Consider the following 22,996-nt stretch of genomic DNA (forward strand, 5'->3'; position numbering starts at 1 on the left):
GGTCCATTTATGAGAGAAAAAAGTAAGTTTGTTATTTTTTTCATTGCATTAGCACTAATTGTAAGCCTTTTCACAGCGTGTAGTAGCGGAGGCAGCGAGGAAACAGTTACTGACCAAACAGACCCAGATGCGACGAGTAGTGAAAGTGGGGATGAAGTCGTTGAATTAACGATGTTTGTTAATCATCCTTGGTGGACACAAAGGGAATGGGGCGGAGCCGTTGCAGAAGAAATTACGAAACAAACGGGTGTAAAATTAAATATTCAAGTTGCAGCGGATGACAATCAATTATCATTAATGATGGCTTCTGGAGATCTTCCAGACCTTGTCTTTACTGCTGATAATGTTGATAGAATGGCAGACCCGAAATTGTCCTATGCGTGGAATGAATTAATCGAAGAGTATGCGCCTTCTTTTGAAATTGATAAGACTAGAAAGGCTGTTAACACTGTTTCTGATGAGAATTTCTATACCATTTTAAATGCATTTTCAACTGAAGAAGAATGGAATTCAAATGATAAAGCTCTTCCTGGGGCAGGTAGCGCAGGGTTAGCAGTACGTGAAGATATTATGGAAGAGTTAGGAAATCCAGAAATCAAGTCGTTAACTGATTTTGAAAATGTCTTAATGCAGGTCAAGGAAAACTATGACGGGATGCTTCCGCTAGTTATGGATATTAATCATCTTGGTGGCTTTTTCAAAGCACATTTTGGAATTGATGTGGGGCCAACAGCTCCTTGGTATGAAAGAGATGGAGAATTATTTTATGAAACAAGACACCCTGGTTATTTGGAGTATTATAAGTATATGAATCGATTGTATAGAAATGGTTTGATTACCGCAGAAAACTTCACCTTTGCTGATGATCAAAGAGATGATCAAATGGTTCTTAGTGGCGATGCGTTTGCTCATATGTATGTTATGAGAGTTGCCGATGCGAACAATACGAACTTGGAAAAACAAGGGGAAGATTTTAGATATAAGCTTTTAACAGAATCAATAAGTGAGGATACGGTTTATATTAATAGTATGATTGGATGGTCTGGTGTTTTTATTACTAAAAATAATAAAAACCCAGAAGCATCGATTAAATTAATGGAATTTATGTTAAGTGAGGAAGGACAGAAATTAGGGTTATGGGGAATTGAAGGCGAGCACTGGACTTGGAATGAGGAAGGCTACCCTCAGTTTAATTATGATGTGAATGATGAGGAATACAAAGGAGAGGAAGGTATTTACTGGTGGGGCTTACTTGGTGGAAGTGCCGTTTCTGAAGGGATTGGAAACTATGTACCTGGGTTGCAAAGCACGGAAGGATTCCAAATGGCAAAGGAAAGAACCATTTACCGACCAGAATTAGGGTTAGTTAATCCCGATCCTGATACAGAAGAAAGAAACATCTTAACGAGCATACAAGAAATGATTAAAAACGAAGAAACAAAGATTTATTTGGCAAAGAGTGAGGAAGAAGCAGTCGCTGCTTATGAACAAATGATGGCTAATGCAGAAAAAATTGGAATAGAGCAGTTAGAAGAGTGGGCAACGGAAGAGTATCAATCAGTTATACAATTTTTCGAGTAGGAAGAATGGGGGAAGGTTGGGTACACTTACCCTCCTTCTCTTTTACACTTACACGTTCTCTGGAACTAAAAAATTGTTGATTGCGCGATATCGAGGTTGCATCAGAGGTGTAAGATGAAATTAAAGCAACTGATTAGTAGGCTAACAAGCATAAGTATTGTAAAGAAAATGGTTATTGGGTATGTGGTCATTGTTTTCATTCCAGCTTTAGTGGTTGGCTATATATTATATAGTCAGTTATATAAAGATGTCTTGCACCAATATTCCAGTGAGAGGCAACAGCTTCTAGAACAAGCACATAATCATTTGTACAATGAACTGATTCAAGCGGAATCGGTCTATGAACTGCTCCAATACAATACAACATTAACGAATTTTCTTAATGGAACCTATGAATTTGAAGGAGAACGCATTTATCATTTTTTAAAAGAGATAAGGCCTGTTTTCACTTATATTAAGTCCGGTAATCCGTCTATTAAAGAGTTGAGAATATATAAAAACGAAAAAAGTATAACTAGTATTCCGCCCGAAATATTAGATAGAGATGATATTTTGGCTGATCGAAATTTTATTGAATCGATTGCAATCGGTAAAGGAAGCTGGATTTTTGAAAGTGAAGGTCAAAATAATCAACCGAAGTTAAATTATTATCAAAAACTATACAATCCCTCTTATACAAGAGAAATAGGTGTTCTCGAAATTGTTGTGAAAAATGAAATGATTGATGATTTTTTAAAAACCTTAAATACAAATAAGAATGAAGAGATTTTCTTTATTTCAGCAAATAATCAAATCCTTTCTAACAATAATCACTCCCTCTTTGATGACGAGCTACAGCAATTGTTTACGATGTTCGAAGACGGGCATACGGATTATTTCTTTTTGGATGATAATCATATTATGGTCAATTCATTATATATGGAGCGTTTAAATGTGAGGGTTGTAAAAATAGGGCAAGTCGAGGGGATTTTCAAGAATTTTGAGGAGAAACGAGACATCCTTATTGTCGTTATCTTGATGTCTTTTCTAGCGCTATCTGCTATCTATTATATTTTAGCGTTATCGATTACAAAAAGGATTTTAAAATTAGCCTCCCACATGAGAAACATCGATCGTCATAATTTTAAAGAGTATGTGGATTCAAATGAACAAGATGAAATTGGTGTTCTTACGTCATCATATAATTTAATGATTAGACGCATTGATGAGCTAGTTAATAAAGTTCAAGTTGAGGAGTTAACTAGGAAGGAAGCAGAATATCTAGCTTTGCAGTCTCAAATTAATCCCCATTTTATTTACAACACATTAGAAACGATTCGAATGATGGCAGAAATGAATGATGACCAAGAAGTTTCTGATATATCATATACATTCGGGCAACTCATGCGTTATAGTTTGTCTCCAAAAAGAACCAATGCTACCTTAGGTGAAGAACTTGATCACATTCGTAATTATTTAAGGATTCATAAATTAAGAATGGGTGATCGGTTAGAGTATGAAATACAAGATGAGGTTAATGTGAGTAAATTTCCTTGTCCGCGCTTTCTGCTCCAACCTCTAGTTGAAAATAGTATCGGTCATGGACTCTCGAAAATCAGAACAAACGGTAGACTAACAATTGGAATGATGAATTTGGAAAGCCATATCCAAATTACCATAACCGACAATGGACTTGGTATAGAGAAAGAGAGACTTGAGTTAATTAATAAACTACTTACCAACCATTTAGATGTAAAAGAATTTCAGAACACTAGTAGCGGGATTGGACTATTCAATGTGAATGAAAGAATTAAATTGTATTATGGTGAACATTCTCAATTTTCTATACACAGTGAATCTGGTCAAGGAACGACATGTATTCTTACTTTACCGAAAGGAGGGAGAGAAACGTGAAGATTTTAGTCGTTGACGATGAACCGTTTATTTTAAATGGACTGATGACCATTATTAACAAAAATTGCCCTCAGATGACAGAACTTGAAGGAGCTTGTGATGGTATCGAGGCTCTTCATAAATCAAAACAAAACCCTCCTGATTTAGTAATAACAGATATCAATATGCCTGAAATGAGCGGGTTAGATTTAATTAAAAACATTCGAAATTTACAAACATGTAATCGTTTTATTATTTTGAGTGGCTACAATGACTTTCACTATGCAAGACAAGCGATACAGTACCAGGTCATTGATTATTTACTAAAACCGATAAATAAGTCGGAAATTATTCACCTTATCCAAAAGTCTTTTGAAGAGATCTACGAAAAAGAAAACAAAGAGAAATATAAGAGTGAGGATCCAATTGAAAATATAGATCAGTATTCAAAGCATATTAAGCAGGTCTTATCTTATATTAGCGAGAATTATCAACAAGATCTTTCATTAGATGAATTAGCTGGCTATATCAATTTGCACCGTAATTATTTGAGTTCATTGTTTAAGAAAGAAACAGGGTTAACGTTTATTCATTACTTGCACGCCTTCCGAATTACCAAAGCTAAGGACTTATTAATGAATAGCCCGGAGCTTTCTATTCATCAGGTCGGAAAGTTAGTTGGATACGAGAATCAGGAACATTTTTATAAGGTTTTCCGAAAGCTTGAAGGACAGCCTCCTGGAAAGTTCCGCGACTGTATTTGAATGGATCTTATTAAATAATAGCAAAGGAGATGAGGTTGTGAAATTATTCTATAAAGAACCAGCGAAGACTTGGACCGAAGCGCTGCCGATTGGAAATGGGAGTCTTGGTGCGATGGTCCGTGGCGGTATCAATGTAGAACGTCTTCAACTGAATGACGATACGCTTTGGTCAGGTAGTCCGAAAGATTGGAATAACCCGAACGCAAAAGAGGTACTTCCTGAGGTGAGAAGCCTCATATCTGAAGGGAGATATGAAGAAGCTGATAAACGTTGTAAAGAAATGATGGGACCGTATACCCAATCATATCTTCCGCTCGGGGACCTTGTCACACATTTTCATCATAATGCAGCAAATGCGAAATCTTACGAGCGTAAACTTGATTTAAAGACAGCTATCTCAAATGTGCAATACGAACTTGACGGTGTCATCTATACGAGAGAAGTGTTTTGCTCGTTCCCTGATCAAATCCTTGTTATGCGCATTCAGGCAAATAAACGAGGCGCATTAAGCTTTACATCCCAGCTTGAAAGTCAGCTAAAGTATGAAACGGTTACGAAGGATAACGGGATTTTATTAAAAGGAATCTGTCCAGAACATGTTGACCCTAATTATTATCAGAGTAAGAAAACAACGGGTAACGGTGAGGCGGAAACATCAAGCGCGATGAGGTTTGAATGTGAAGTACAAGTTCAACAAACGGACGGGAAAGTAGACATTTCGTCTGAAGGGTTACAGGTAAGTGGTGCGACAACTGTGGTCCTATTGCTTAGTGCAGCCACGAGTTATAACGGCTTTTTAAACAATCCTGGTACAAACGGGAAAAGCCCAGCAACGGTTATTGCTTCACATTTAGACAAAGCATCTTCTGTCACTTATGATGAACTTAAACAAGCACATATCGATGATTATCAAACCCTATTTAACCGTGTTGAACTTGATTTAGGGAAATCCTTAATAGTAGAAGAGATCCCAACAGACCAACGTGTCAAGGAGTATGGTGCAAGCGATGCAGGACTCGTGGAGCTTCTCTTTCAATATGGTAGATACTTGATGATTGCCAGTTCTCGTCAAGGGTCGCAGCCTGCTAATTTACAAGGAATATGGAACGAGTTGCTTCAGGCACCTTGGAGTAGCAATTGGACGTTAAATATTAATGCTGAAATGAATTATTGGCCAGCTGAAACGTGTAATTTAGCTGAATGCCATGAACCACTTTTAACTTTTATAAAAGAATTAGCAGAAAATGGGCGGAAAACTGCAGAGATTAATTATGGTTGCCGAGGTTGGGTGGCTCATCATAACTCAGATATTTGGAGACAATCCGCGCCGGTTGGGGCTTATGGACATGGCGATCCTGCTTGGGCATTTTGGCCAATGGGAGCTGCATGGTTATGTCAGCATTTGTGGGAGCATTATTTGTTTGCGGAGGATCGTACCTACTTAGCCAAATCGGCGTATCCAGTAATGAAAGAAGCGGCACTCTTTTGTTTAGATTGGGTAGTCGAAAATGAAGAAGGACAGTTAGTCACCTCACCTTCAACTTCACCTGAACATAAATTTCAAACGGATAATGGACAAATGGCTGCAGTCAGCGCCGGAGCAACAATGGATTTATCTTTAATTTGGGATTTGTTCACAAACTGTATTAATGCTGCAACGCTCTTAGGAGTTGATGAGAAGTTTATAGAAGAGTTGCAAACAGCCAAATTAAAGTTAGCTCCTCCTCAAGTTGGCAAGTACGGTCAATTACAAGAATGGTCGAATGACTTTGAGGATGAGGATATTCACCACAGGCATGTCTCTCATCTTTTTGGTGTTTTTCCAGGGAATCAATTGACGGAGTGTGACACCCCTGAATTCTATAAAGCTGCCAAGCAGTCACTTAAGCGACGTGGCGATGGTGGCACAGGCTGGAGTCTTGCATGGAAAATTTGCCTGTGGTCGCGGTTTAAAGATGGAAATCGTGCATATAGGTTTATCTCTAATTTATTACAATTAGTAAAAGAGGGCCCAGAGAATAAACAAGCAGGTGGGGTTTATCCAAATCTATTTGATGCGCATCCGCCATTCCAAATCGACGGGAACTTTGGCTTCACAGCAGGCGTGGCTGAAATGTTCGTACAGTCTCATGAGCAGGCGATTCAATTTCTACCGGCTCTGCCTGATGTATGGCCAACAGGTTCAGTGAAAGGTCTACGAGCACGAGGAGGATTTGAAGTGAATCTTTCATGGGAAAACGGGGTACTTGAAGAAGCGACGATTATCTCTAGAAATGGAAACCGTTGTTCAATTGCAGCACCGAATTCATTTACAATTGAAACAGAAGGAAAGAACGTGTTAGTTGAAACTTCAAACCACGTTATCTCATTTGACACCCAAGAAGGAGCAATCTATACTTTGCGAAGCTTTATTGAGTAGCTTAGTATGGAATTCTCATACTACGTCTAGTTTAGAGGGCACTGGAGAAGGTATATTGTTTACCTTTTTTAGTGTCCTTTAATGTTGCAAGCTTATTTCAAAGAACCGTACGAGAGGATTCTGAAGGTAGTTTTAAAGTGTTTATGAGAGGAATACACTATTCTAAAACGACGATTATGTTATTGTCCCAATTTTGGAAAACAATTGAATTTATATTAACATATTGTATACATCTGTATATAATTAACATCATAGGTTTGTATACATTCGTATACGAAAGAAGGGGCTATTTAATGAGAAGTGACCAATTTACTGATATGAAAAAAGAAGGACATCACCGAGGTGAGTGCTACAAAGGAAGAGACCATAGTTCAAAACCACGTGGTGCAAAAACGTTTCGCCGAGGAAGAGCCATTGCCTTTTTAGAGATGATGAATCTTAAACGTTCCACATTAAAACAACAGCTAGATACACCAGAGTTACAGTCGATTAATCCGATTTTAGTCGGGGAATTAAAAGCCATTGATATGGTAATCAATGAATTTATGCAATTATTTGAACTACATGAAAGTGAAGCAACTGTGTTGGAGAGGAAAGAGTCATTTAATAAGGAAGAGAAAGGAATTGAAATTAATGAAACAGATTAACAGTTATATTGATACAGTCTTTCATAATCAAGATGCTCTTTTGGAGGAAGTTATTTCGTCGATAAAAGAAAACGGAATGCCTTCCATATCTGTCTCTCCTTCTTCCGGAAAGCTTCTTTCCATGCTTATTTCAATTTCAGGGGCTAAAAATGTCTTAGAAATAGGGGCTCTTGGCGGTTATAGTGGGATTTGCCTTGCTAGAGGGTTCGGTAAAGAAGGAAACATAACTTCCCTTGAATTAGAGGAGAGTTATGCAAAGCTAGCACAAAGCAATCTATCTAAAGCGGGCTTTGGCGATCACGTATCATATATTACCGGGGAAGCTTTGCAAAGCCTTGAAAAACTAGTTGGTGAAAACAAGACTTACGATTTTTTCTTTATCGATGCAGACAAAGAAAATTATGAAAATTACCTGAGCTATTGCATCAGGCTAGCTGAACCGGGTGCTTTAATCGTTACAGATAACGTACTTGCTGGCGGAAGTGTAGTTGACGAGGATGTTAAACCTAGACATTATACTGAGTTAATGAAGAAATTTAATGTGACGGTCGCTAATCATCCTCTATTAGAATCCCTTCTTATTCCCATTGGTGATGGGTTGACCATTTCAAAAGTAAAGAAATAAAAAAAGACATCGAGTGATATAAATCCTGTTTCGGGTAAAAAAGCAATCATCATACGTGATTGCTTTTTTACCTGTTTAAGAATTACTTAAACAGTGACCTCTTCCAAAGAAATCAGTAAGGCTTCAAATTGAAATAGAATATAGAAACTTTTCTCTAATTTTTAAATATGCGATAAACTATAAAGAGAGGAGTGATGGATATGGGGATTGAAATTAAAGAAACACTTGCTAAGAAAATCCTTACTGAAGCAAAGGGTTATTTAGATGTTGGATTTACACATTCATTAAATCCTTATAGTGGTTGTGCGTTTTCTTGCAGGTATTGTTATGTAAGAGAGATGCCTATCCAAAAATTCAAAGAAATTCCCTGGGGAGAATGGTTGGACATAAAAACAAACGCAGCAGAAAATTACCGAAATGAAATGACGAAACTTCGTAAAAAAAACCAACCCGTAAATATTTTTATGTCTTCAGCAACAGACCCCTACCAACCTATTGAACGGAAAGCAAAAATCACACAGGGGATATTAGAAGAAATGATTAAAACTCCACCAGATTTTCTTCAAATCCAAACACGGGGCCCACTCATTCTAAGAGATATTGAGTTGTTAGTAAAATTGAAAGAAAAATGTGAAGTCCTTGTATCGATGACGATTGAAACAGATAGAGAAGATATAAAGCAAATATTTTCACCCTATGCACCTGGAATTAAATTAAGGATAAAAGCCTTAAAAGAAGTTCATGATAGGGGAATACCTACCCAAGTTTCGATTTCTCCCGTTTTGCCATTTACCCCTGACTTTCCAAAAGTATTGGATGGTATTGTGGAACATATTTGGATCGATACGCTAAGTATTGGGGACGGTTCAATGGGTAAACGTTCAGAGAGATTAGCAATGCCAAAATTATTTGAAGAACATGGACTATCGAAGTGGTATCGAAAAGATTTACATGTAAAGGTAGAAAAATATTTTAATAAATATTTTCGTAGTGAAATGATACGAGTTTCTAAAAAAGATGCCTTTCCAAGATAAAAAGCTTGATTCTTCAAGCTTTTTATCTTGTTCTAGGTTTTTGTTAAAAAACTTTAATTATGGTAAGCTAGAAAAAATTAACAAAATTAACCAAACAGCTGTCATGGGGTATAAAAAGATTTCAAAAGAGGAAAATCAGGAAGATTCTCGCACCTGACGTTTTAATGAACTAAAAATAAGGAGTTGGTTGTGTGAGAAAAAAATTATTAATTGCCACGATAATAACGATATCACTTGTTGCTAACTTAGTTCTGGCTCAAAAACTATATGATTACAATAAACTCCAAAGTGAGATTGATCAAGAATTTTCAATTGAATTAGCTAGAGTAGCCGGCTTTTTAAAAGAAGGTGATACATATTTAGCTTTAGAGCACGCTCATAAAGTTAGCTCTTTGAGTAATTACACATCTTATTCAAAAGAAAATGAATTTGTAAACGGTTATTCGAGAAATATAGTGACGGATTTAAGGAATGCTAGCCATTTTAACAAAGAAATATCTAATTTGGGAGAAGTCGTTAAATTATTGAATTCTCTATCAGAAAACCCAACTAATACGAACATAGCAAGCAAATTATTATCCGAAATTCATAAACAAGAAGATTAAGTACAGCGATAATTGTTGAGACAATAATTTGGTTCTTTTCAGCCGATTACGCATCCACCTCACATAACGCTCATTTGAGTTAGCTTTTATGTATATTTATCAAAAAGAGAGATTCTTCAAGGGACAATGTCCGATGACGTAAATGTAGTATAATATAGATAATAAGTAAATTTTAATACAAGTAAAATTAGTATATAACTTTATTGTTATACCGTCTCCAAAAAAAGAATGACCTTTCATCGTTTTTCTGAAATATAAATTTTTTATCAGTATATGAATTTTTTGCCGATGCAAACCTGTTGTATTCTCGCTTTCTACAGTTAAATGGTTGGTGTCGAAACAGCAAGGGATTAGGGAAGAACAGTGGGCCAAGTCATTATGTATCCATTTATTCCTTTCAATTAAACTCAATCCAATTTCGGGGTGGATCCAATTTCGGGTCCAGCCTATTTCTTTGTTTATATTTATCGCAAAAATGGAGAAATGAGGCAAGGATGTGTTAGTTTTTCTAAATATTCTAGAATGTAGGACTTTTCTCTTTTGCTGAATTAGCGCTAAAGTCTCATTCAAAAAAGTGCAATAGACATGCTCCTCTTTAAGATGCTAGTATCAAGTAGAAAGTGGCTAATCATTCAAGGATGAAGTAACCTAATGAAGCGAACAGCATGGTAGGGTAACTATCTGTTCTTTCTATTTTTAAAATGTAATCGTTTACAATTAGCTATGCGGACTGAATGAAGCCATAATTGTGTTAGGTAATTTTGGATGGGGGTGGTTTGACAACATAGGGATTTGAGGTTGGAACTAATCCGGTAATTGTTTGACAAAAGCAGATGTAAGACGAAAGGTTAGATGTAGGAAAACGTTTAAACTATGAAAAGTGGAAACGATGTTTTCCCAAGGAGAACCTGCACCACGAAACTCATCATTCCTTGGTATCACAACAGAAGGAGTGTAAATATAAAATGGGTCTAAGTAAAAAAACCAGAATATCATTTTCTGTTATTTTGACATCAATCCTATTAATCTCAAGTATTTCACCGGCATTTGGTGAAGTAGTAAATAAAAATAGTGAAGAAGGCTATGAATCTGTTTATTTCAGTGAATTTAATGACCTTTGGGATTTCACTACATTCGCAGCAACACTCTCAACTAATGATGAAGATGTGGGTGGGAATTTGACTCCAAAGCTACAATTCGACACCATTGATCAATCTGGTGGACGTGTGGCAACCAAGGAATTTGATACAGCTGTAAAGGGCGCACAGATTCTTTTTGAATTTGATTGGTACCCTGGTGATGTAAATGATAAGGGTACACATGTTCAGGAAAATGGCGGCGATGTTAGATTCTATGACAACTCAGGCCGTACTGTCTTTACAATTAATAATACAAATAATGCTCCGCTAAGCTTTTACTCAGGTAGCCAAGCACCTACTCAAACTGAGTTTACAGATACGGAAGCATGGTATCATGTAAAGGTTAATTTTGATCTTCTTAACAATGAGGTTTTGTTAAGTCTTACAGATCAAGAGGGGATAACGGAAGAATATGCATCTTCATTAGATGGTGTTGCTTTCGATGGCTCTGTTGCTGCATTTAAACTAGTAGGTGTACGTACATCTGGTAACAATTTAACATGGACTACTTATCTAGATAACCTTGGAGTCTATAATGTGCCTGTGGCTGACAATACACTTATTCGAGCGGACAAACTTCCATATCACCGATTGTATGTAGGTGAGTCAACTAAAGACATCGATTCAATTGGTTTGCCCGAAGATGTAACAGTAACTCTTGCTGATAATAGTAAAGCAGAAGTACCTATAAGCGAGTGGACTGCAGTAGGTAAGGAATGGAACCCTGATGAAGCTGGTGTCTACGAATTTAAGGGGACGTTTGAAGAAACAGATGAAGTAAACAATGAATTTAACAGGGATGTCACAATGTATGTGTATAATCGTCATACTCCAGTTGATAACCCACAACAGGTAGAATGGCTTGATAGAGGAGTCATCGCTCTTCAATCTGAAGATGGTATTTTCATTAGCTGGCGTTTGCTTGCAGATGAATATGATAAAGATGTGAAATTCAATGTTTATCGTAATGGTGAGAAGTTAAATGATCAACCATTGGCTGTGACAAACTATGTTGATTCAGAAGGTACAACTGAAGACAATTATACGGTTGAGACACTTGTTAATGGAAAGTCTACCGAGAAAAACGATAAAGAAGTAGCAGAAAAAGATTATCTATCTATTCCACTTCAAAAACCAGCAGGTGGAACAACTGCTACAGGTGACTACACATATAGATCAAATGATGCTAGTGTAGGTGATTTAGACGGGGATGGAGAGTATGAAGTAATTATCACTTGGAGTCCATCTAACTCTATGTATGCTCTAGAAGATGTGATCACGGGTCCAACAATTTTTGATGCGTATAAATTAGATGGAACCCTATTATGGCGGATAAATATGGGTCCTAACTTAACATCTGGTCCTCAGTATCACCAATTTGTGGTGGGTGATATGGATGGCAATGGTAAATCTGAATTCCTTATTAAAACAGCGGATGGAACAACGTCATATGGTGCAACAGATGGCAAATTTGATAGCGATAAGGTTACTAGTGTAATCGGTGACCCAACCGCTGACTGGGTTAATGATGGTGGTCATGTAGTGAATGGCCCAGAATTAATATCTGTTTTCAATGGTGAAACTGGTGAAGTTATTGATACGATTGATTTTGCATTCCCAGTTGAAAAAGAAAAAGGAGATATGGGTGCATCATGGGGAGATAACTTCTATAACCGTTCAGACCGATTCCTTTCTGGATTAGCTTACTTAGATGGAGTTAAACCAAGTGCAATTTATGGTAGAGGATATTATGAAAGAACTGCTTTTGCGGCATATAGTTTAGAAGACGGCCAACTTATCGAGGAATGGACATTTGATTCAGACGAAGCGGGCAGAGGGGCAAGCTTAGGTAACCATAACCTTGCGATTGGTGACCTAGATAATGATGGATTTGATGAAATTGTAGCTGGTTCATTAACACTTGATCACGACGGAACGATCCTTTATGCAATGGATGGAGAAATGGGTCGTGTGCAAGGATCTCATGGTGATGCTCTACATGTAGGTGCATTCGATCCTAATCGTGAAGGTTTACATGTCTTTGGTGTGCGTGAGTCATCAGAGGTTGCATCTTTAGAATATCATGATGGTGCAACAGGTGAAACTTTACAAGCGTTCTATGCATACAAGGATGCAGGTCGTGGAGTAGCAGCAAACATTACCTCTACACCTGGGTATGAATTCTGGGGAACTGGCGGTGGAACTGTTGAAACAGGTGGCGGTGTCTACAATGTCCAGGGTGGTGTTGAAGCTAATGACTTTAGAAGTATTGGTCTTCCAGTTAACTTTGTTACTTACTGGGATGGAGACCTACTACATGAATTATTAGATGGAACAACGATTTCTAAGTATGACGAAACAACAGGCAAAGTTAGTGTTATGGAAAGCTTTGAAGGTGTTGTAAGTAATAATGGAACAAAAGCAAATCCAACCTTACAAGCAGATATTCTTGGGGATTGGCGTGAAGAGGTTATTTACAGTACTGAAGATGATTCAGAGTTAAGAATATTCAGCACAACAATTCCTACAGAGTACAGACTATATACTCTTATGCATGATCCAGTATATAGAATGGCGATTGCTTGGCAAAATACGACTTACAATCAACCACCACATATCGGTTTCTATCTAGGTGAGGATATTAGAGAAACTGTACTTGATGGAAAGTTAAATGCAGAAAAAATTGATTATACGCCAAGTGTCAATTCAATAAAGCATTCAGTAAATCTTGAATTGAATAGTCCAGAGCTTTCCGTGTTAGTGAACAAGTTAAACCAGGTACAGCATCAGTTGGATGAAGGAAAACACGTTCAAGCTGCAAAACAGATGGAAGATTTTATAAAACACCTAAATAAAAATAAGGTGGACGAACAATTAAAAACTAATTTGACCTCCGATGCCAAACAGTTAATAGAACTTTGGAATGGGATAGCTTCAAAATAAGAATAAGAAAATGAATAAGGCTAGGCAGAACATACTCTGCCTAGCTTTATTTATCTTACTAGAGGACAATCATAAAATAGTATTATGTTTTTGTTACCACCTATAAGCACCTTCGCATGTATTAGCCGCTGGTTCATAATAACAATGTTGTTTATATTGTCCTGAAATTGGTTGATCGTACCATGTAGGTGGACATGGAGCATAGGGATTAAAATACCAAAGGGCATACTTGGAAGGATGCCCTCGCCAGTAGTCTAAGGTTTGTTTGGCTAATCTTTTTTCTATACTTCTTGCTCTGTTATAAAAAACATTACCTTTTTGAACGGCTTCAAAAGAATAATTTCCTCCTTGAACTTGAAAAATCACATGAGGAATTGACCTTAAACTTAGAAAATCTCCACAATTCGCTTTTAGTCGATTTACAATTACATTACCAACCATAAGCATCCCGAGTCGACCTTCACCTTCGGCTTCTGCCCTCATCATCCTTGCCATTAAAGCAATGTCACTTTCGGTATATTTCACTCTTGCCACTTTTCATCACCTCTAAAAGAATTGTATTCAGAAAAACCTACAAAATGTTAACGGGTTCAGTTCTAAGGGAGAAATTTAAATAGCGTTGTAATTATGGGTGCCAATCGCATAGCTTTAACACCCTATTGGAACGAGGCCACTGAAAAACCCTTTGAAAGCATTTCGAGGAAGTAGTAATGGCTTCACTCGTTGCGCGCCTTGCTATGAGAAAACCACTCATAGCAAGGCTTTTCAAAACCAGGCAACGGCTCCGCGCATTACTAAGAGGGCACTGAAATAGTGAACTGCACCCTTTTTCAGTGCCCTCATTGGAACCGGTATTTTATAGCATGACCCGAGAGTAAATGGGATGAATGATATTATTTTTCATTCTGTGGTGCAGTACGATATTTCTGCTGCATGGATGGCTAACGGGAGCGTTGATCCAAGCAGGGTTAACGTTCTTTTTGTGGATTACTGAACTATTGGTGCAGGTTAGTTACATTTGTCTGAAAAAGGACAATTAAATAAACAATAATAATTTAACTAATTTCAATAATATTTTATTGTAAAACGATATAATATGTGTTAAATTCAAATTGACAATAAATAAATGAGGTGCTTTTTATGAAACGAAGTTCAACACTCTTTTTAAAGGTAGCTGTTATTTTTATAGGCATTCCGGTTCTTGCTTTGTGCCTATTTTTGTTGCCTCAGATAGCGAATGAAGCAAATGAAGCAGCAGAAAGAGGGTCAGATTTGGCTTATGTGGTATATGGCCTTTTAATGGTTATGTATGTTTCGGCGATCCCATTTTACTTCGCTTTGTATCAATCTTTTAACCTTTTAAGCTATATTGACAAGAACCAAGCTTTCTCGGAATTATCTGTAAGAGCTCTGAAGAAAATCAAAAAATGTGCCATCACAATCAGTGGCTTATATGTTGTAGCCATACCATTCGTCTATATCATAGCGGAGGTAGATGACGCACCGGGTCTGATAATCATCGGAATGGTCATGATTTTAGCTCCCATGGTGATTGCTGTCTTTGCGGCTGTTCTTCAAAGACTTTTACAAGAAGCCATCGATATAAAATCAGAGAACGACTTAATAGTCTGAGGTGAATAATATGGCAATTATAATCAATATTGATGTGATGCTGGCTAAAAGGAAAATGAGCGTCACAGAACTTTCGGAGAGAGTTGGAATCACAATGGCTAATCTTTCTATATTAAAAAATGGAAAGGCAAAAGCAATTAGATTATCAACTTTAGAGGCGATTTGTAAGGCTTTAGAATGTCAGCCGGGCGATATTTTAGAATACAAAAGTGACGAAGACATTCAAGAATATTAGACAACAAATTTCTTCAATTAACAGGAGCATTTCTGCAATAAAGCGGGAATGCTTTTTCTTTTTTAAAAAACAGAAAAAGGAAATTAATGTTAAAATGAATATGACGTGGTTAATAAAGGGTCAGTTTTGTTGAAGAAGGAATTACAGACTACATAAAGAAATAGAGCACGTGAATATGAAAATAGTTTTACGAAGGGAGTAGAATAGTATGGAGAATGCACCTCAATTTTGGAGAGATTATTTTGACTTTCTTCCCATTTTAAATAAAGCAGTTAAGTGGGAACCTTTACGACAATGGTCACTTTCTGAAGTTTGGAGAATAGAAATGCCAGATGGAAATACAATGATAGCTAAAATAGGAAAAGAAATAAACTCTGGTGAAGTTTCAATATATAAAAAATTACTTATCCCATTTGAGTTAAATGTACCAGCAATTTATAACGTCTATGAAGATAATAAGATTGGTGCTTTAATAATGGAAGACCTTAAAGGGCAGACGATAGAAGAATCTCCTCAATTTATATCTTTTGTTAAAGCAGCGCAAACCTTATCAAATATCCGCAAAAAGGCAAGGGTTGCTCTAACAGAAGGAAAACTTACAAATAAAGATTATTTATCTTATCTCGTCTCAAAAAAAGATGTATTAAATGATTTAACGTACATAAATCAACAAACACATATAGAAATTGCACCACATGTGTTAAAAAAAGCGTTGGAAGAGCTACCGAAACATCTTAATCGGTTATATAAGGAATTTCCAATAACACTGACCCATAATGATTATCATCCAAAAAATCTACTAATTCACGATGAGGAACTCACTGTTATTGACTGGTCATCAGCTTATATAAGTCCCCACTTAGGAGATTTATATTGTTTAATTACTTCAGCAAAGGACTACAATATAAGTCCAACTGCTTTAATTACTGTTTTTTGTGAAAACACTGATGAAAACTGGGCTCGTGATATTGAATGGCAAATAAACATAGGGGGGATTTGTTGGACAATTCATGTAGTTCGATGGTTGTTAGACTATGGGTTAAAGGCTATACCAATTGCAAGTGAATGGATACCTGACTTGGTTTTAAATATTGGTAATCTAATTGAAGATTTATCATATTAAGAGGAAGAATTTTTAAATATGAGCCTTTCAAAAAACGTACAGGTTTTTTAAAAAAGTTTTAAAAAATATGTTTTTATTCCGAATTGAAATGGCGTGAATTGGTTTGGATAATCTTTAGGAAATTCTATTTAGGTTAATGGTTTTTTTGGTATTAGTACTTATTCAACCAAGCGGCCCTTGATGAGCTTTTGACTGATAAGCGCAGCGTATAGTCAAACCGCCAGCTATACTCAAGTGATGAGGAAAGAAAATTAAACCCTAAATTATGTTGTTCCGTAAAAAGGCGCGAGTGTTTAAGTGGAGCGGTCGCTTTTTCCCTAACAATCATGTTAGTAGGTCTAGACATTCAAGGCGAACCAGGAATTAACTTCCATGGATATGAAGTATATATTGGAGTTATTGGTTTTATCATTACCACAACAGCATACGTAACTACAGAAAAACTTACCGACGATGGGAAGGATATACCTCTTATCACTAATGAGGAAATTGAAAGAGATTAGAAGATGACATACAAAAGAAATGAATTTCTAATTCTTCTTTTTCAACCATCCTGCGTTTCTTTATCAATAAACTCTTAAGCATTAGGCGCATTTCTCTAAAGAAATGTGTCTTTCTTTATTGAATGGAATAAGGTTTATGAAATATCCAAGTTAGACTCTTAGAGAGAGAAGTTCTGTATAACAACCCTCGAGATATTTTTCATCTTTATTCATCATGATATAAAATAATTTCCCCTCTTTAAGTCTAGATAATAGTTATAAAAAGGCTATGCTCCTCAGACAAAATAAATAAACTAAAATTCTTTTTAAAAAGCTGTATACTTTTTGGCTTTTTATTTGTTATATAGGTAAGTTAACTAATAACGTTATTTTTTAGCGAGGCTAAATTGCATGAGAAAAGAAGTTGGTGAAACATGAAAAATGGGACCGTAGAGGATCTTCTAATTGATGAAGCTAAACTGGTTTTTAAATATCTTTTGAAAATGGGGGCGACCAAAGAAGATGCTGAAGACATTGTACAAGATACCTTATATAAAACGATAAAAAACATTGATTCTATCAATGAGAATATGGTCAGATCTTGGCTTTTTAAGGTGGCCATTAATAATTACTACAATCTTTATCGGAAAATGAAGACAATGGTTCATCTTACTTCTGAGGAATTAGAGATGATAAAGCCCTCAAGTAATAGTACAGAGGAAGTATATTTGAACGAACAAAACAAAAAGGATCTAATGGTGGCTTTAAATGAATTAAAACCGGCATATAAGAATTTGTTGATTTTGAAGTATTTTATGGATTTATCTTATAAAGAAATAGCAAGTATTTTGGAGACAAGTGAACAAAATGTAAAAGTTTATCTTTACCGCGCAAGAAATACGTTCAAACACATTTGGGAGGGAAAACATGATGAGTAATAGGGATAACAATAATGTAAAAGATGAAAAAGAACTGGATGATTTATTTGATCCTTTAAAGAAAAATAGATTGAAAAAGGCCATAAAGAAAGCAAAATGGCATTCTATTTTAAGAAATGCGTTTATCAGTTTATTCATTTTAGTCTTTTTATTCGTTGGGGGTTCAATCGCCAACAGATCCTTAGTTTACAAATTAGAAGGTCCGACGCAAATTGCCGTATCTGCCTTTAATGAAATTTCAGCACCTAATAAATATATCGGAAAAACAGAACGCTACCATGAGATCCTTGGTGGTAAGAATAGCTTTACAACCTATAAAATTATTGAAGGAAAAGTAGTGTATACAGGCGAGAGTGAATATAATTATGGCTTATTTCAGGAGTATGAGGGCAATCGAATTGGAAGTGAATCACCAAGCATTATAGGTACAAGCTATGATACAGAGGATCTAGATAGACAAAAGTACAATGAGTTAGGACAAAGAGAAATGATTTTCTTTTATCCTTTCATTGAGTACTCTCAATATAAAAATGATTTACAGCTGTTAGATCAGATTGAAGCTACTAAGAATATGGAGATCGCTTTGTCGTTTGATCAAGCTTATACTATGGATGAAGTTCGTGATATGTTACCTGACGAGATTACTTTATCATGGTATTGGATTGATGACTTAAACGAGGAAGAAAAAGAGGCAAGTAAATCTATCATTCAAAGAGATAATAATGGAGAACAGAAAACCGAAGAGGCCAACTTTTCAAATATTCGTTCTGAGAAAACAGTCTACGGGATTAAAGCGTTAAATGCGAGCAATGAAAGGTTAGAAAATCCATTACAACATTTTATTTGGGCATTAGAAAATGGAAGAGAATACGATACTAGATTTAAGGGTGAATTTGAAAGAGTGTATAACAATTTGCTTGGACAGGATAGTAAATTGACTAAAGATGATATTAAAGTATTTGGGGTTGTTGTTACTGGTGATGCAGAAAAATTGAAGAGTCTGCAAGGCTTACCTTTTATTAAAGCTTCATCGATAGGAGTAATTACAGATAATTTATAGAGATGAACAAAAACGATTATTCATTAAGAATGGTCGTTTTTGTTTTATGGAGAATATCAATAAAAAACAAAGTTAACCAATCTTTTCCATTTAGTGTATAATTACACTAAATGGGAGAGGTTTTTATATGGAGCAAAAAGCAGTAATAGAACTGATTTCCGATAAGTTAAAACTTATTCGAACAGAACAAGGCTTTACACAAGATAAGATGGCTGAATTTCTTGGTATTTCGAAGAAAACGCTTGTACAGATAGAAAGGAAGAAATACAGCAAATTGAACAACGGTTGTCGCATTATGTGCATTGTTCAATCATAGCAAGGTGCTTTTTTCGGTACTTCGTGACGACCCAGTTGAATTTATTAAATTAGTAGGTTCAAATAATAGGGAAGTACCAAAAGAAAAACAATGGGTGGAAAAGTTTGATGGAAGAGATTGATAAGAATGGAAAGTTTCGTTTGCAACAAAACTTAATTAGTCACCATTATCGGATTTTGGATGAAGAGAGTCATCGTTGTCGCATTGGCTCTCCTTTGCTATTGTATTAAAGCCGTAGTATTGCTAAAAACGGAATGGTTTTTAATGATAAAATAAATATTGGGGAGGGATTAAGGTGTCACTATTTCAAAGTATGGTTCTTCCAATTGCTGTTCCATTTGTAGCTTGTGTAATCTTTGCTTTTATTTTTTCGAAAATTTATAAGGCGACTGATAAACTGGACAAAGGTTTTGAGGTGAATTATTTTAAACTAACTCATAGAAGAAAGATGGTACGAACTCTTACAAGTGCTCCAATTATACTCATTGCACTAATTATCATCCACTATTACTCAAATTGGAGTTTAGCGGTGTATGTAACCTTTATTCTATTTGTTTTGTTAGCCCTGTGTATTCAATTGGTATATAACTATAAAATGTGGAAGAAAGACGAAGGAAGTAAAGTGTAATTTAGCTAACCGGTAGCAGTGCTGTCGCTTCTTCAAATATTAAGCAGAAGAGTTAATCTTTGAAAAAGGGGATGTTTTTTTTTGAACAGATATTTAAAAATAACGTTAAGTGTTTTGGGGGTTATACTGGCAGTGATTGCCGTGCTTGTATTGATTTTCATTACAGAAATGACTCCGAATAGCGGAAAAGAAGAAACGATAAAAAATGAGGCAAGTCAATATTTAAATGATAACTTTAACGATAGTTTTGAAGTGTTTGATGCTCTGTACGATAATATGGGTAACTTTGAGTTTGAATATGCTGCCAAAGCGCGTAACGCAAACAACGGTGTAGATTTCTTGATTTACCACGATAGTGAAACAGAACAATTAGTGGATACATACACTGCAGATAAGTGGGGGAACGATCTGGAAAATGCAATTCGTCCTTATCTTGTTGCCAATTTACTAGAGATGGATGATTATCATGCGTTTTTTGATGATGAAATAGGTCAAACATTAGGAATCGATCCAACTAAGCCTGGAAGCTATATAGAACACAGTGTTTCGCCAACTATTCGTATTACGGTTTCACGGGAAAAAAGCAATCAAGACGACGAACAGTTCAATGCCTTTATCTCTTATTTAAAAACCGAAAAAATCCTAGAACAAGGTACTGTAATTGTTGCTTATATCGAGAAAAACGGGGCAATTATTGACCAAGAAGAATGGAATAAAGAATTTTAATAGTTGAAGAATGTTTGTTACTCGATTAACGGGTGAGAAGCAATTCGGTTTATTGGACTTGTTTTAATGGAGGTGTACTTTCCTTTAAAGACGTAGTTTAGTTAATAGAGTTTAATTGAAGAAAGACCTCATTAATTACAGCCATTAAAATGTACCACCTTTGACATAATTTTTACCACCAAATGACAAATAGCGTACCGAAGAATGACAGATTTCCTTCTGGTGATAAAAGATATAAAATCATAAATTTAAGATAAAATCAGTCTTTTGCAAACGAGATTAACTCTTGTATTCATGGTAGACACAAACTATGCATTACAACCATCTAATAAGAAAATTGAGTAAATTAAGAACGCCAAAAAAGAGATGTATGTGGTTATACATCTCTACTCCTTGTAATTCGGGGATTCTTTTGCATCTTTAAGAAAAGGTTTGTGATAAGCTTTGAAAACAAAAATATTATGCAATACAAAATAAATAGATGAAAATAGTTAGCCCCTTTATACAAAACAAATAGGTTTAGATATGACAGTAAAGGTTTAAAAGCAAAAGATAATATTAGTGACAATACTATGGAAGAAATATAAAACTTCTTCTTATGGTTTATTGACCATTGATAAATTAGCATGTATAAGATTGGAATTAAGGCTGCATCTAAGGCCAAGTTACCAGGAATGAACGGAATTAACTCAAAAGGATAACTAAAATAGCCCTGTCTAATGCCAGCAATATTTATATAACTGAACCAAACGTGAATATTCATACCATAAAAACCCAAAAGTAAAATATTCTTCCTATCTATAACAAAATACAAAACAATCAAAGGAATTATGAACATAAATAAAACAACCTTAAATCCCCAGGTGTCTATATTAGAATATAGCTGCCAGTAATCTAACTGGGATTTGCTTAGTTTTTCTGTCATTAAAGTTATTTTATTAAATGCTTCCAATTGTTCTTGTGATACCAACATAAAGTCGAATCCTACCTTTTTATTGTTATTATTGGAAAAGAAATATGAAAATATTCATATTAAGTTACTGTATAGTACAAATATAATATTCAATAGAAAAGGATATTCAACAAAGCAGGCGCATTTCTTTAATAAAGAATGCGTCTTTTTCATTTCAGGACTAGATTGCAACAAAAAATATGACGAATAAAGTGGATATTTATGTTAAAGTACTAATGAGTTTGTGAAAGATTGTACTTAAAGTAACGGGGCAGTAGAGTTTAACAAGAATATGGATTTTTATGGTAAAGTTATATGTATAAGGAGGGCTTTTAAATGAATTCTATTTTGTTAATTATAGCTATACTTGTTTTATTCTTTTCATTAAGACAGATGACATTGATTGAAAAAAGTAAAAATAAATCAACCATGCAAGAAATTAAGCAAAATATTAGTTTACTTCTATGCGGTATTCCAGCAATTGTGGCATTGGTTTTTATTCCTTATCAAGTCTGGGTATTAACTGGGAAGTCTAATGACTGGGATGGGGTTTATATTATAGGTGGAACTGTTATCATTGCAATAATTATTAGTTTTGTTTTCTACTATAAAAGAAAATTGAAATCTAACTAACGGGGTGCAATCCTTGAATAAGCAGGAATTGCTCTTTTTTCTTTTTGAAGTAAAGAAGCATTTAGTAAAAGAAATTACATTGTAGTTTTTTGTAACAAATAGCAATATCATACCGTCTAATTATTAAAAGGAGTGATGATATTGAAAAAAATTAGTTTGATTTTGTCCTTTCTATTTTTATCAATTGGTTTATTTGGTTGCCAACAAAATAATAACGAGAAGGTTGATAATGAACCGTCTGACATCCAAAGCTTAGAAACGAAAGCTGAGGTCATCGAAGAAGATTTTGTATATCGACTTGTGACGGAAAAAGCAGAATACGGTAAGAATGAACCTATAAAAATTTATGCTGAATTAGAATATACAGGCGATAAAGAAGAAATTGAAATTTTTCATTCAGCTTCGCCATTCTCTTTTTCGATGGTTGAGACTACGAGAAATTATGAAATTGGATACTTTATGGAAGAACCATTATTAAGTACGAAACTAATTAAAGGAGAACCACTCCGTGAAGAATATAGGGGTAGTGGCGGATACGACGCTGCACAGGACAAAAAAGAATATATAGAGTTTATGAAGCAAATTATGAATCAGGAATTTCCAGAGGGACATTATGTTGTAAATGGCATTGCAGACTTTGAT

22 protein-coding genes are annotated in these 22,996 nt (G+C 35.5%); 20 read left to right on the forward strand and 2 right to left on the reverse strand.

Going from position 1 to position 22,996, the window contains the following annotated elements; translation table 11 throughout:
- Positions 1–9: 9 nt before the first annotated feature.
- The 9 genes from CEF19_RS20755 to CEF19_RS20795 all read left to right on the forward strand — a co-directional run bounded on the left by CEF19_RS20755 (position 10) and on the right by CEF19_RS20795 (position 13,629).
- Positions 10–1,581: an extracellular solute-binding protein gene (locus CEF19_RS20755; protein WP_100407813.1), complete on the forward strand. Its 1,572-nt coding sequence runs from the start codon at positions 10–12 to the stop codon at positions 1,579–1,581.
- A 114-nt stretch (positions 1,582–1,695) separates the two neighbouring features.
- Entirely contained in the window at positions 1,696–3,474 is a 1,779-nt protein-coding gene (locus tag CEF19_RS20760; RefSeq protein WP_100407814.1) for a sensor histidine kinase, read from the forward strand.
- On the forward strand, positions 3,471–4,217 hold the full coding sequence (locus tag CEF19_RS20765) for a response regulator transcription factor (protein ID WP_198510340.1): 747 nt from the start codon (positions 3,471–3,473) through the stop codon (positions 4,215–4,217). Before CEF19_RS20760 ends, CEF19_RS20765 begins: the two co-directional genes overlap by 4 nt.
- 37 nt (positions 4,218–4,254) lie before the next feature.
- Positions 4,255–6,636: a glycoside hydrolase family 95 protein gene (locus CEF19_RS20770; RefSeq protein WP_100407816.1), complete on the forward strand. Its 2,382-nt coding sequence runs from the start codon at positions 4,255–4,257 to the stop codon at positions 6,634–6,636.
- 293 nt (positions 6,637–6,929) lie between these two features.
- Positions 6,930–7,283 (forward strand): hypothetical protein, encoded by a 354-nt coding sequence (locus tag CEF19_RS20775; protein WP_100407817.1) that lies wholly within the window; start codon positions 6,930–6,932, stop codon positions 7,281–7,283.
- A complete protein-coding gene (locus CEF19_RS20780) occupies positions 7,270–7,908 on the forward strand; it encodes an O-methyltransferase (protein ID WP_264755143.1) in 639 nt (212 codons plus the stop codon). The genes CEF19_RS20775 and CEF19_RS20780 overlap by 14 nt, the downstream gene beginning before the upstream one ends.
- Before the next feature lie 200 nt (positions 7,909–8,108).
- On the forward strand, positions 8,109–8,942 hold the full coding sequence (locus CEF19_RS20785) for an SPL family radical SAM protein (protein ID WP_100407819.1): 834 nt from the start codon (positions 8,109–8,111) through the stop codon (positions 8,940–8,942).
- 191 nt (positions 8,943–9,133) lie between these two features.
- Positions 9,134–9,547: a hypothetical protein gene (locus tag CEF19_RS20790; RefSeq protein ID WP_100407820.1), complete on the forward strand. Its 414-nt coding sequence runs from the start codon at positions 9,134–9,136 to the stop codon at positions 9,545–9,547.
- A gap of 965 nt (positions 9,548–10,512) precedes the next feature.
- On the forward strand, positions 10,513–13,629 hold the full coding sequence (locus CEF19_RS20795) for a rhamnogalacturonan lyase family protein (RefSeq protein ID WP_100407821.1): 3,117 nt from the start codon (positions 10,513–10,515) through the stop codon (positions 13,627–13,629).
- A 93-nt stretch (positions 13,630–13,722) separates the two neighbouring features.
- On the opposite strand, the gene CEF19_RS20800 is transcribed toward CEF19_RS20795, so the two are convergent.
- Positions 13,723–14,163 carry a cell wall hydrolase gene (locus CEF19_RS20800; protein WP_100407822.1) on the reverse strand — a complete coding sequence of 147 codons (441 nt, stop codon included), beginning with the start codon at positions 14,161–14,163 and terminating at the stop codon, positions 13,723–13,725.
- Between the two features lie 606 nt (positions 14,164–14,769).
- Here CEF19_RS20800 and CEF19_RS20805 point away from each other — a divergent pair.
- From CEF19_RS20805 to CEF19_RS20840, 9 genes are all read left to right on the forward strand, one after another.
- Positions 14,770–15,261, forward strand: a complete 492-nt coding sequence (locus tag CEF19_RS20805; protein ID WP_100407823.1) for a DUF2975 domain-containing protein — start codon at positions 14,770–14,772, stop codon at positions 15,259–15,261.
- Positions 15,262–15,271: 10 nt separating this feature from the next.
- A complete protein-coding gene (locus CEF19_RS20810) occupies positions 15,272–15,496 on the forward strand; it encodes a helix-turn-helix domain-containing protein (protein WP_100407824.1) in 225 nt (74 codons plus the stop codon).
- Between the two features lie 208 nt (positions 15,497–15,704).
- Positions 15,705–16,619, forward strand: coding sequence for a phosphotransferase (locus CEF19_RS20815; RefSeq protein ID WP_100407825.1), 915 nt, complete (start codon positions 15,705–15,707; stop codon positions 16,617–16,619).
- A 916-nt stretch (positions 16,620–17,535) separates the two neighbouring features.
- Positions 17,536–18,039, forward strand: coding sequence for an RNA polymerase sigma factor (locus CEF19_RS20820; RefSeq protein WP_100407826.1), 504 nt, complete (start codon positions 17,536–17,538; stop codon positions 18,037–18,039).
- Complete coding sequence (locus CEF19_RS20825; RefSeq protein ID WP_100407827.1) at positions 18,029–19,099, forward strand: anti sigma factor C-terminal domain-containing protein; 1,071 nt, start codon at positions 18,029–18,031, stop codon at positions 19,097–19,099. Before CEF19_RS20820 ends, CEF19_RS20825 begins: the two co-directional genes overlap by 11 nt.
- A 127-nt stretch (positions 19,100–19,226) precedes the next feature.
- A complete protein-coding gene (locus CEF19_RS24385; RefSeq protein ID WP_406565370.1) occupies positions 19,227–19,415 on the forward strand; it encodes a helix-turn-helix domain-containing protein in 189 nt (62 codons plus the stop codon).
- A gap of 107 nt (positions 19,416–19,522) precedes the next feature.
- Positions 19,523–19,645 carry a hypothetical protein gene (locus CEF19_RS24390; RefSeq protein WP_406565371.1) on the forward strand — a complete coding sequence of 41 codons (123 nt, stop codon included), beginning with the start codon at positions 19,523–19,525 and terminating at the stop codon, positions 19,643–19,645.
- A 65-nt stretch (positions 19,646–19,710) separates the two neighbouring features.
- Positions 19,711–20,043, forward strand: coding sequence for a hypothetical protein (locus tag CEF19_RS20835; protein ID WP_100407828.1), 333 nt, complete (start codon positions 19,711–19,713; stop codon positions 20,041–20,043).
- A 132-nt stretch (positions 20,044–20,175) separates the two neighbouring features.
- Entirely contained in the window at positions 20,176–20,769 is a 594-nt protein-coding gene (locus CEF19_RS20840; RefSeq protein WP_227522043.1) for a hypothetical protein, read from the forward strand.
- Positions 20,770–21,145: 376 nt separating this feature from the next.
- Here CEF19_RS20840 and CEF19_RS20845 read toward each other — a convergent pair whose 3' ends face one another.
- Positions 21,146–21,742 carry a hypothetical protein gene (locus CEF19_RS20845; RefSeq protein WP_227522044.1) on the reverse strand — a complete coding sequence of 199 codons (597 nt, stop codon included), beginning with the start codon at positions 21,740–21,742 and terminating at the stop codon, positions 21,146–21,148.
- A 315-nt stretch (positions 21,743–22,057) separates the two neighbouring features.
- Between CEF19_RS20845 and CEF19_RS20850 the strand changes: the two genes are divergently transcribed.
- Both CEF19_RS20850 and CEF19_RS23605 read left to right on the forward strand, forming a co-directional pair.
- Positions 22,058–22,354, forward strand: a complete 297-nt coding sequence (locus CEF19_RS20850; protein ID WP_100407830.1) for a hypothetical protein — start codon at positions 22,058–22,060, stop codon at positions 22,352–22,354.
- A gap of 141 nt (positions 22,355–22,495) precedes the next feature.
- A partial coding sequence (locus tag CEF19_RS23605) for a hypothetical protein (RefSeq protein ID WP_100407831.1) occupies positions 22,496–22,996 on the forward strand: 501 nt, incomplete at its 3' end.

Origin of the sequence: Bacillus solitudinis, assembly GCF_002797395.1 — a bacterium.
Taxonomy (GTDB): domain Bacteria; phylum Bacillota; class Bacilli; order Bacillales; family Bacillaceae_D; genus Halalkalibacter_A; species Halalkalibacter_A solitudinis.

Bases quoted from the DNA above. Each gene is read 5' to 3' on its own strand.
- CEF19_RS20755 (WP_100407813.1), top strand. From the start codon at position 10: ATGAGAGAAAAAAGTAAGTTTGTTATTTTTTTCATTGCATTAGCACTA.
- CEF19_RS20760 (WP_100407814.1), top strand. From the start codon at position 1,696: ATGAAATTAAAGCAACTGATTAGTAGGCTAACAAGCATAAGTATTGTA.
- CEF19_RS20775 (WP_100407817.1), top strand. From the start codon at position 6,930: ATGAGAAGTGACCAATTTACTGATATGAAAAAAGAAGGACATCACCGA.
- CEF19_RS20780 (WP_264755143.1), top strand. From the start codon at position 7,270: ATGAAACAGATTAACAGTTATATTGATACAGTCTTTCATAATCAAGAT.
- CEF19_RS20785 (WP_100407819.1), top strand. From the start codon at position 8,109: ATGGGGATTGAAATTAAAGAAACACTTGCTAAGAAAATCCTTACTGAA.
- CEF19_RS20795 (WP_100407821.1), top strand. From the start codon at position 10,513: ATGGGTCTAAGTAAAAAAACCAGAATATCATTTTCTGTTATTTTGACA.
- CEF19_RS20805 (WP_100407823.1), top strand. From the start codon at position 14,770: ATGAAACGAAGTTCAACACTCTTTTTAAAGGTAGCTGTTATTTTTATA.
- CEF19_RS20810 (WP_100407824.1), top strand. From the start codon at position 15,272: ATGGCAATTATAATCAATATTGATGTGATGCTGGCTAAAAGGAAAATG.
- CEF19_RS20815 (WP_100407825.1), top strand. From the start codon at position 15,705: ATGGAGAATGCACCTCAATTTTGGAGAGATTATTTTGACTTTCTTCCC.
- CEF19_RS20820 (WP_100407826.1), top strand. From the start codon at position 17,536: ATGAAAAATGGGACCGTAGAGGATCTTCTAATTGATGAAGCTAAACTG.
- CEF19_RS20825 (WP_100407827.1), top strand. From the start codon at position 18,029: ATGATGAGTAATAGGGATAACAATAATGTAAAAGATGAAAAAGAACTG.
- CEF19_RS24385 (WP_406565370.1), top strand. From the start codon at position 19,227: ATGGAGCAAAAAGCAGTAATAGAACTGATTTCCGATAAGTTAAAACTT.
- CEF19_RS24390 (WP_406565371.1), top strand. From the start codon at position 19,523: ATGGAAGAGATTGATAAGAATGGAAAGTTTCGTTTGCAACAAAACTTA.
- CEF19_RS20845 (WP_227522044.1), bottom strand. From the start codon at position 21,742: ATGTTGGTATCACAAGAACAATTGGAAGCATTTAATAAAATAACTTTA.
- CEF19_RS20850 (WP_100407830.1), top strand. From the start codon at position 22,058: ATGAATTCTATTTTGTTAATTATAGCTATACTTGTTTTATTCTTTTCA.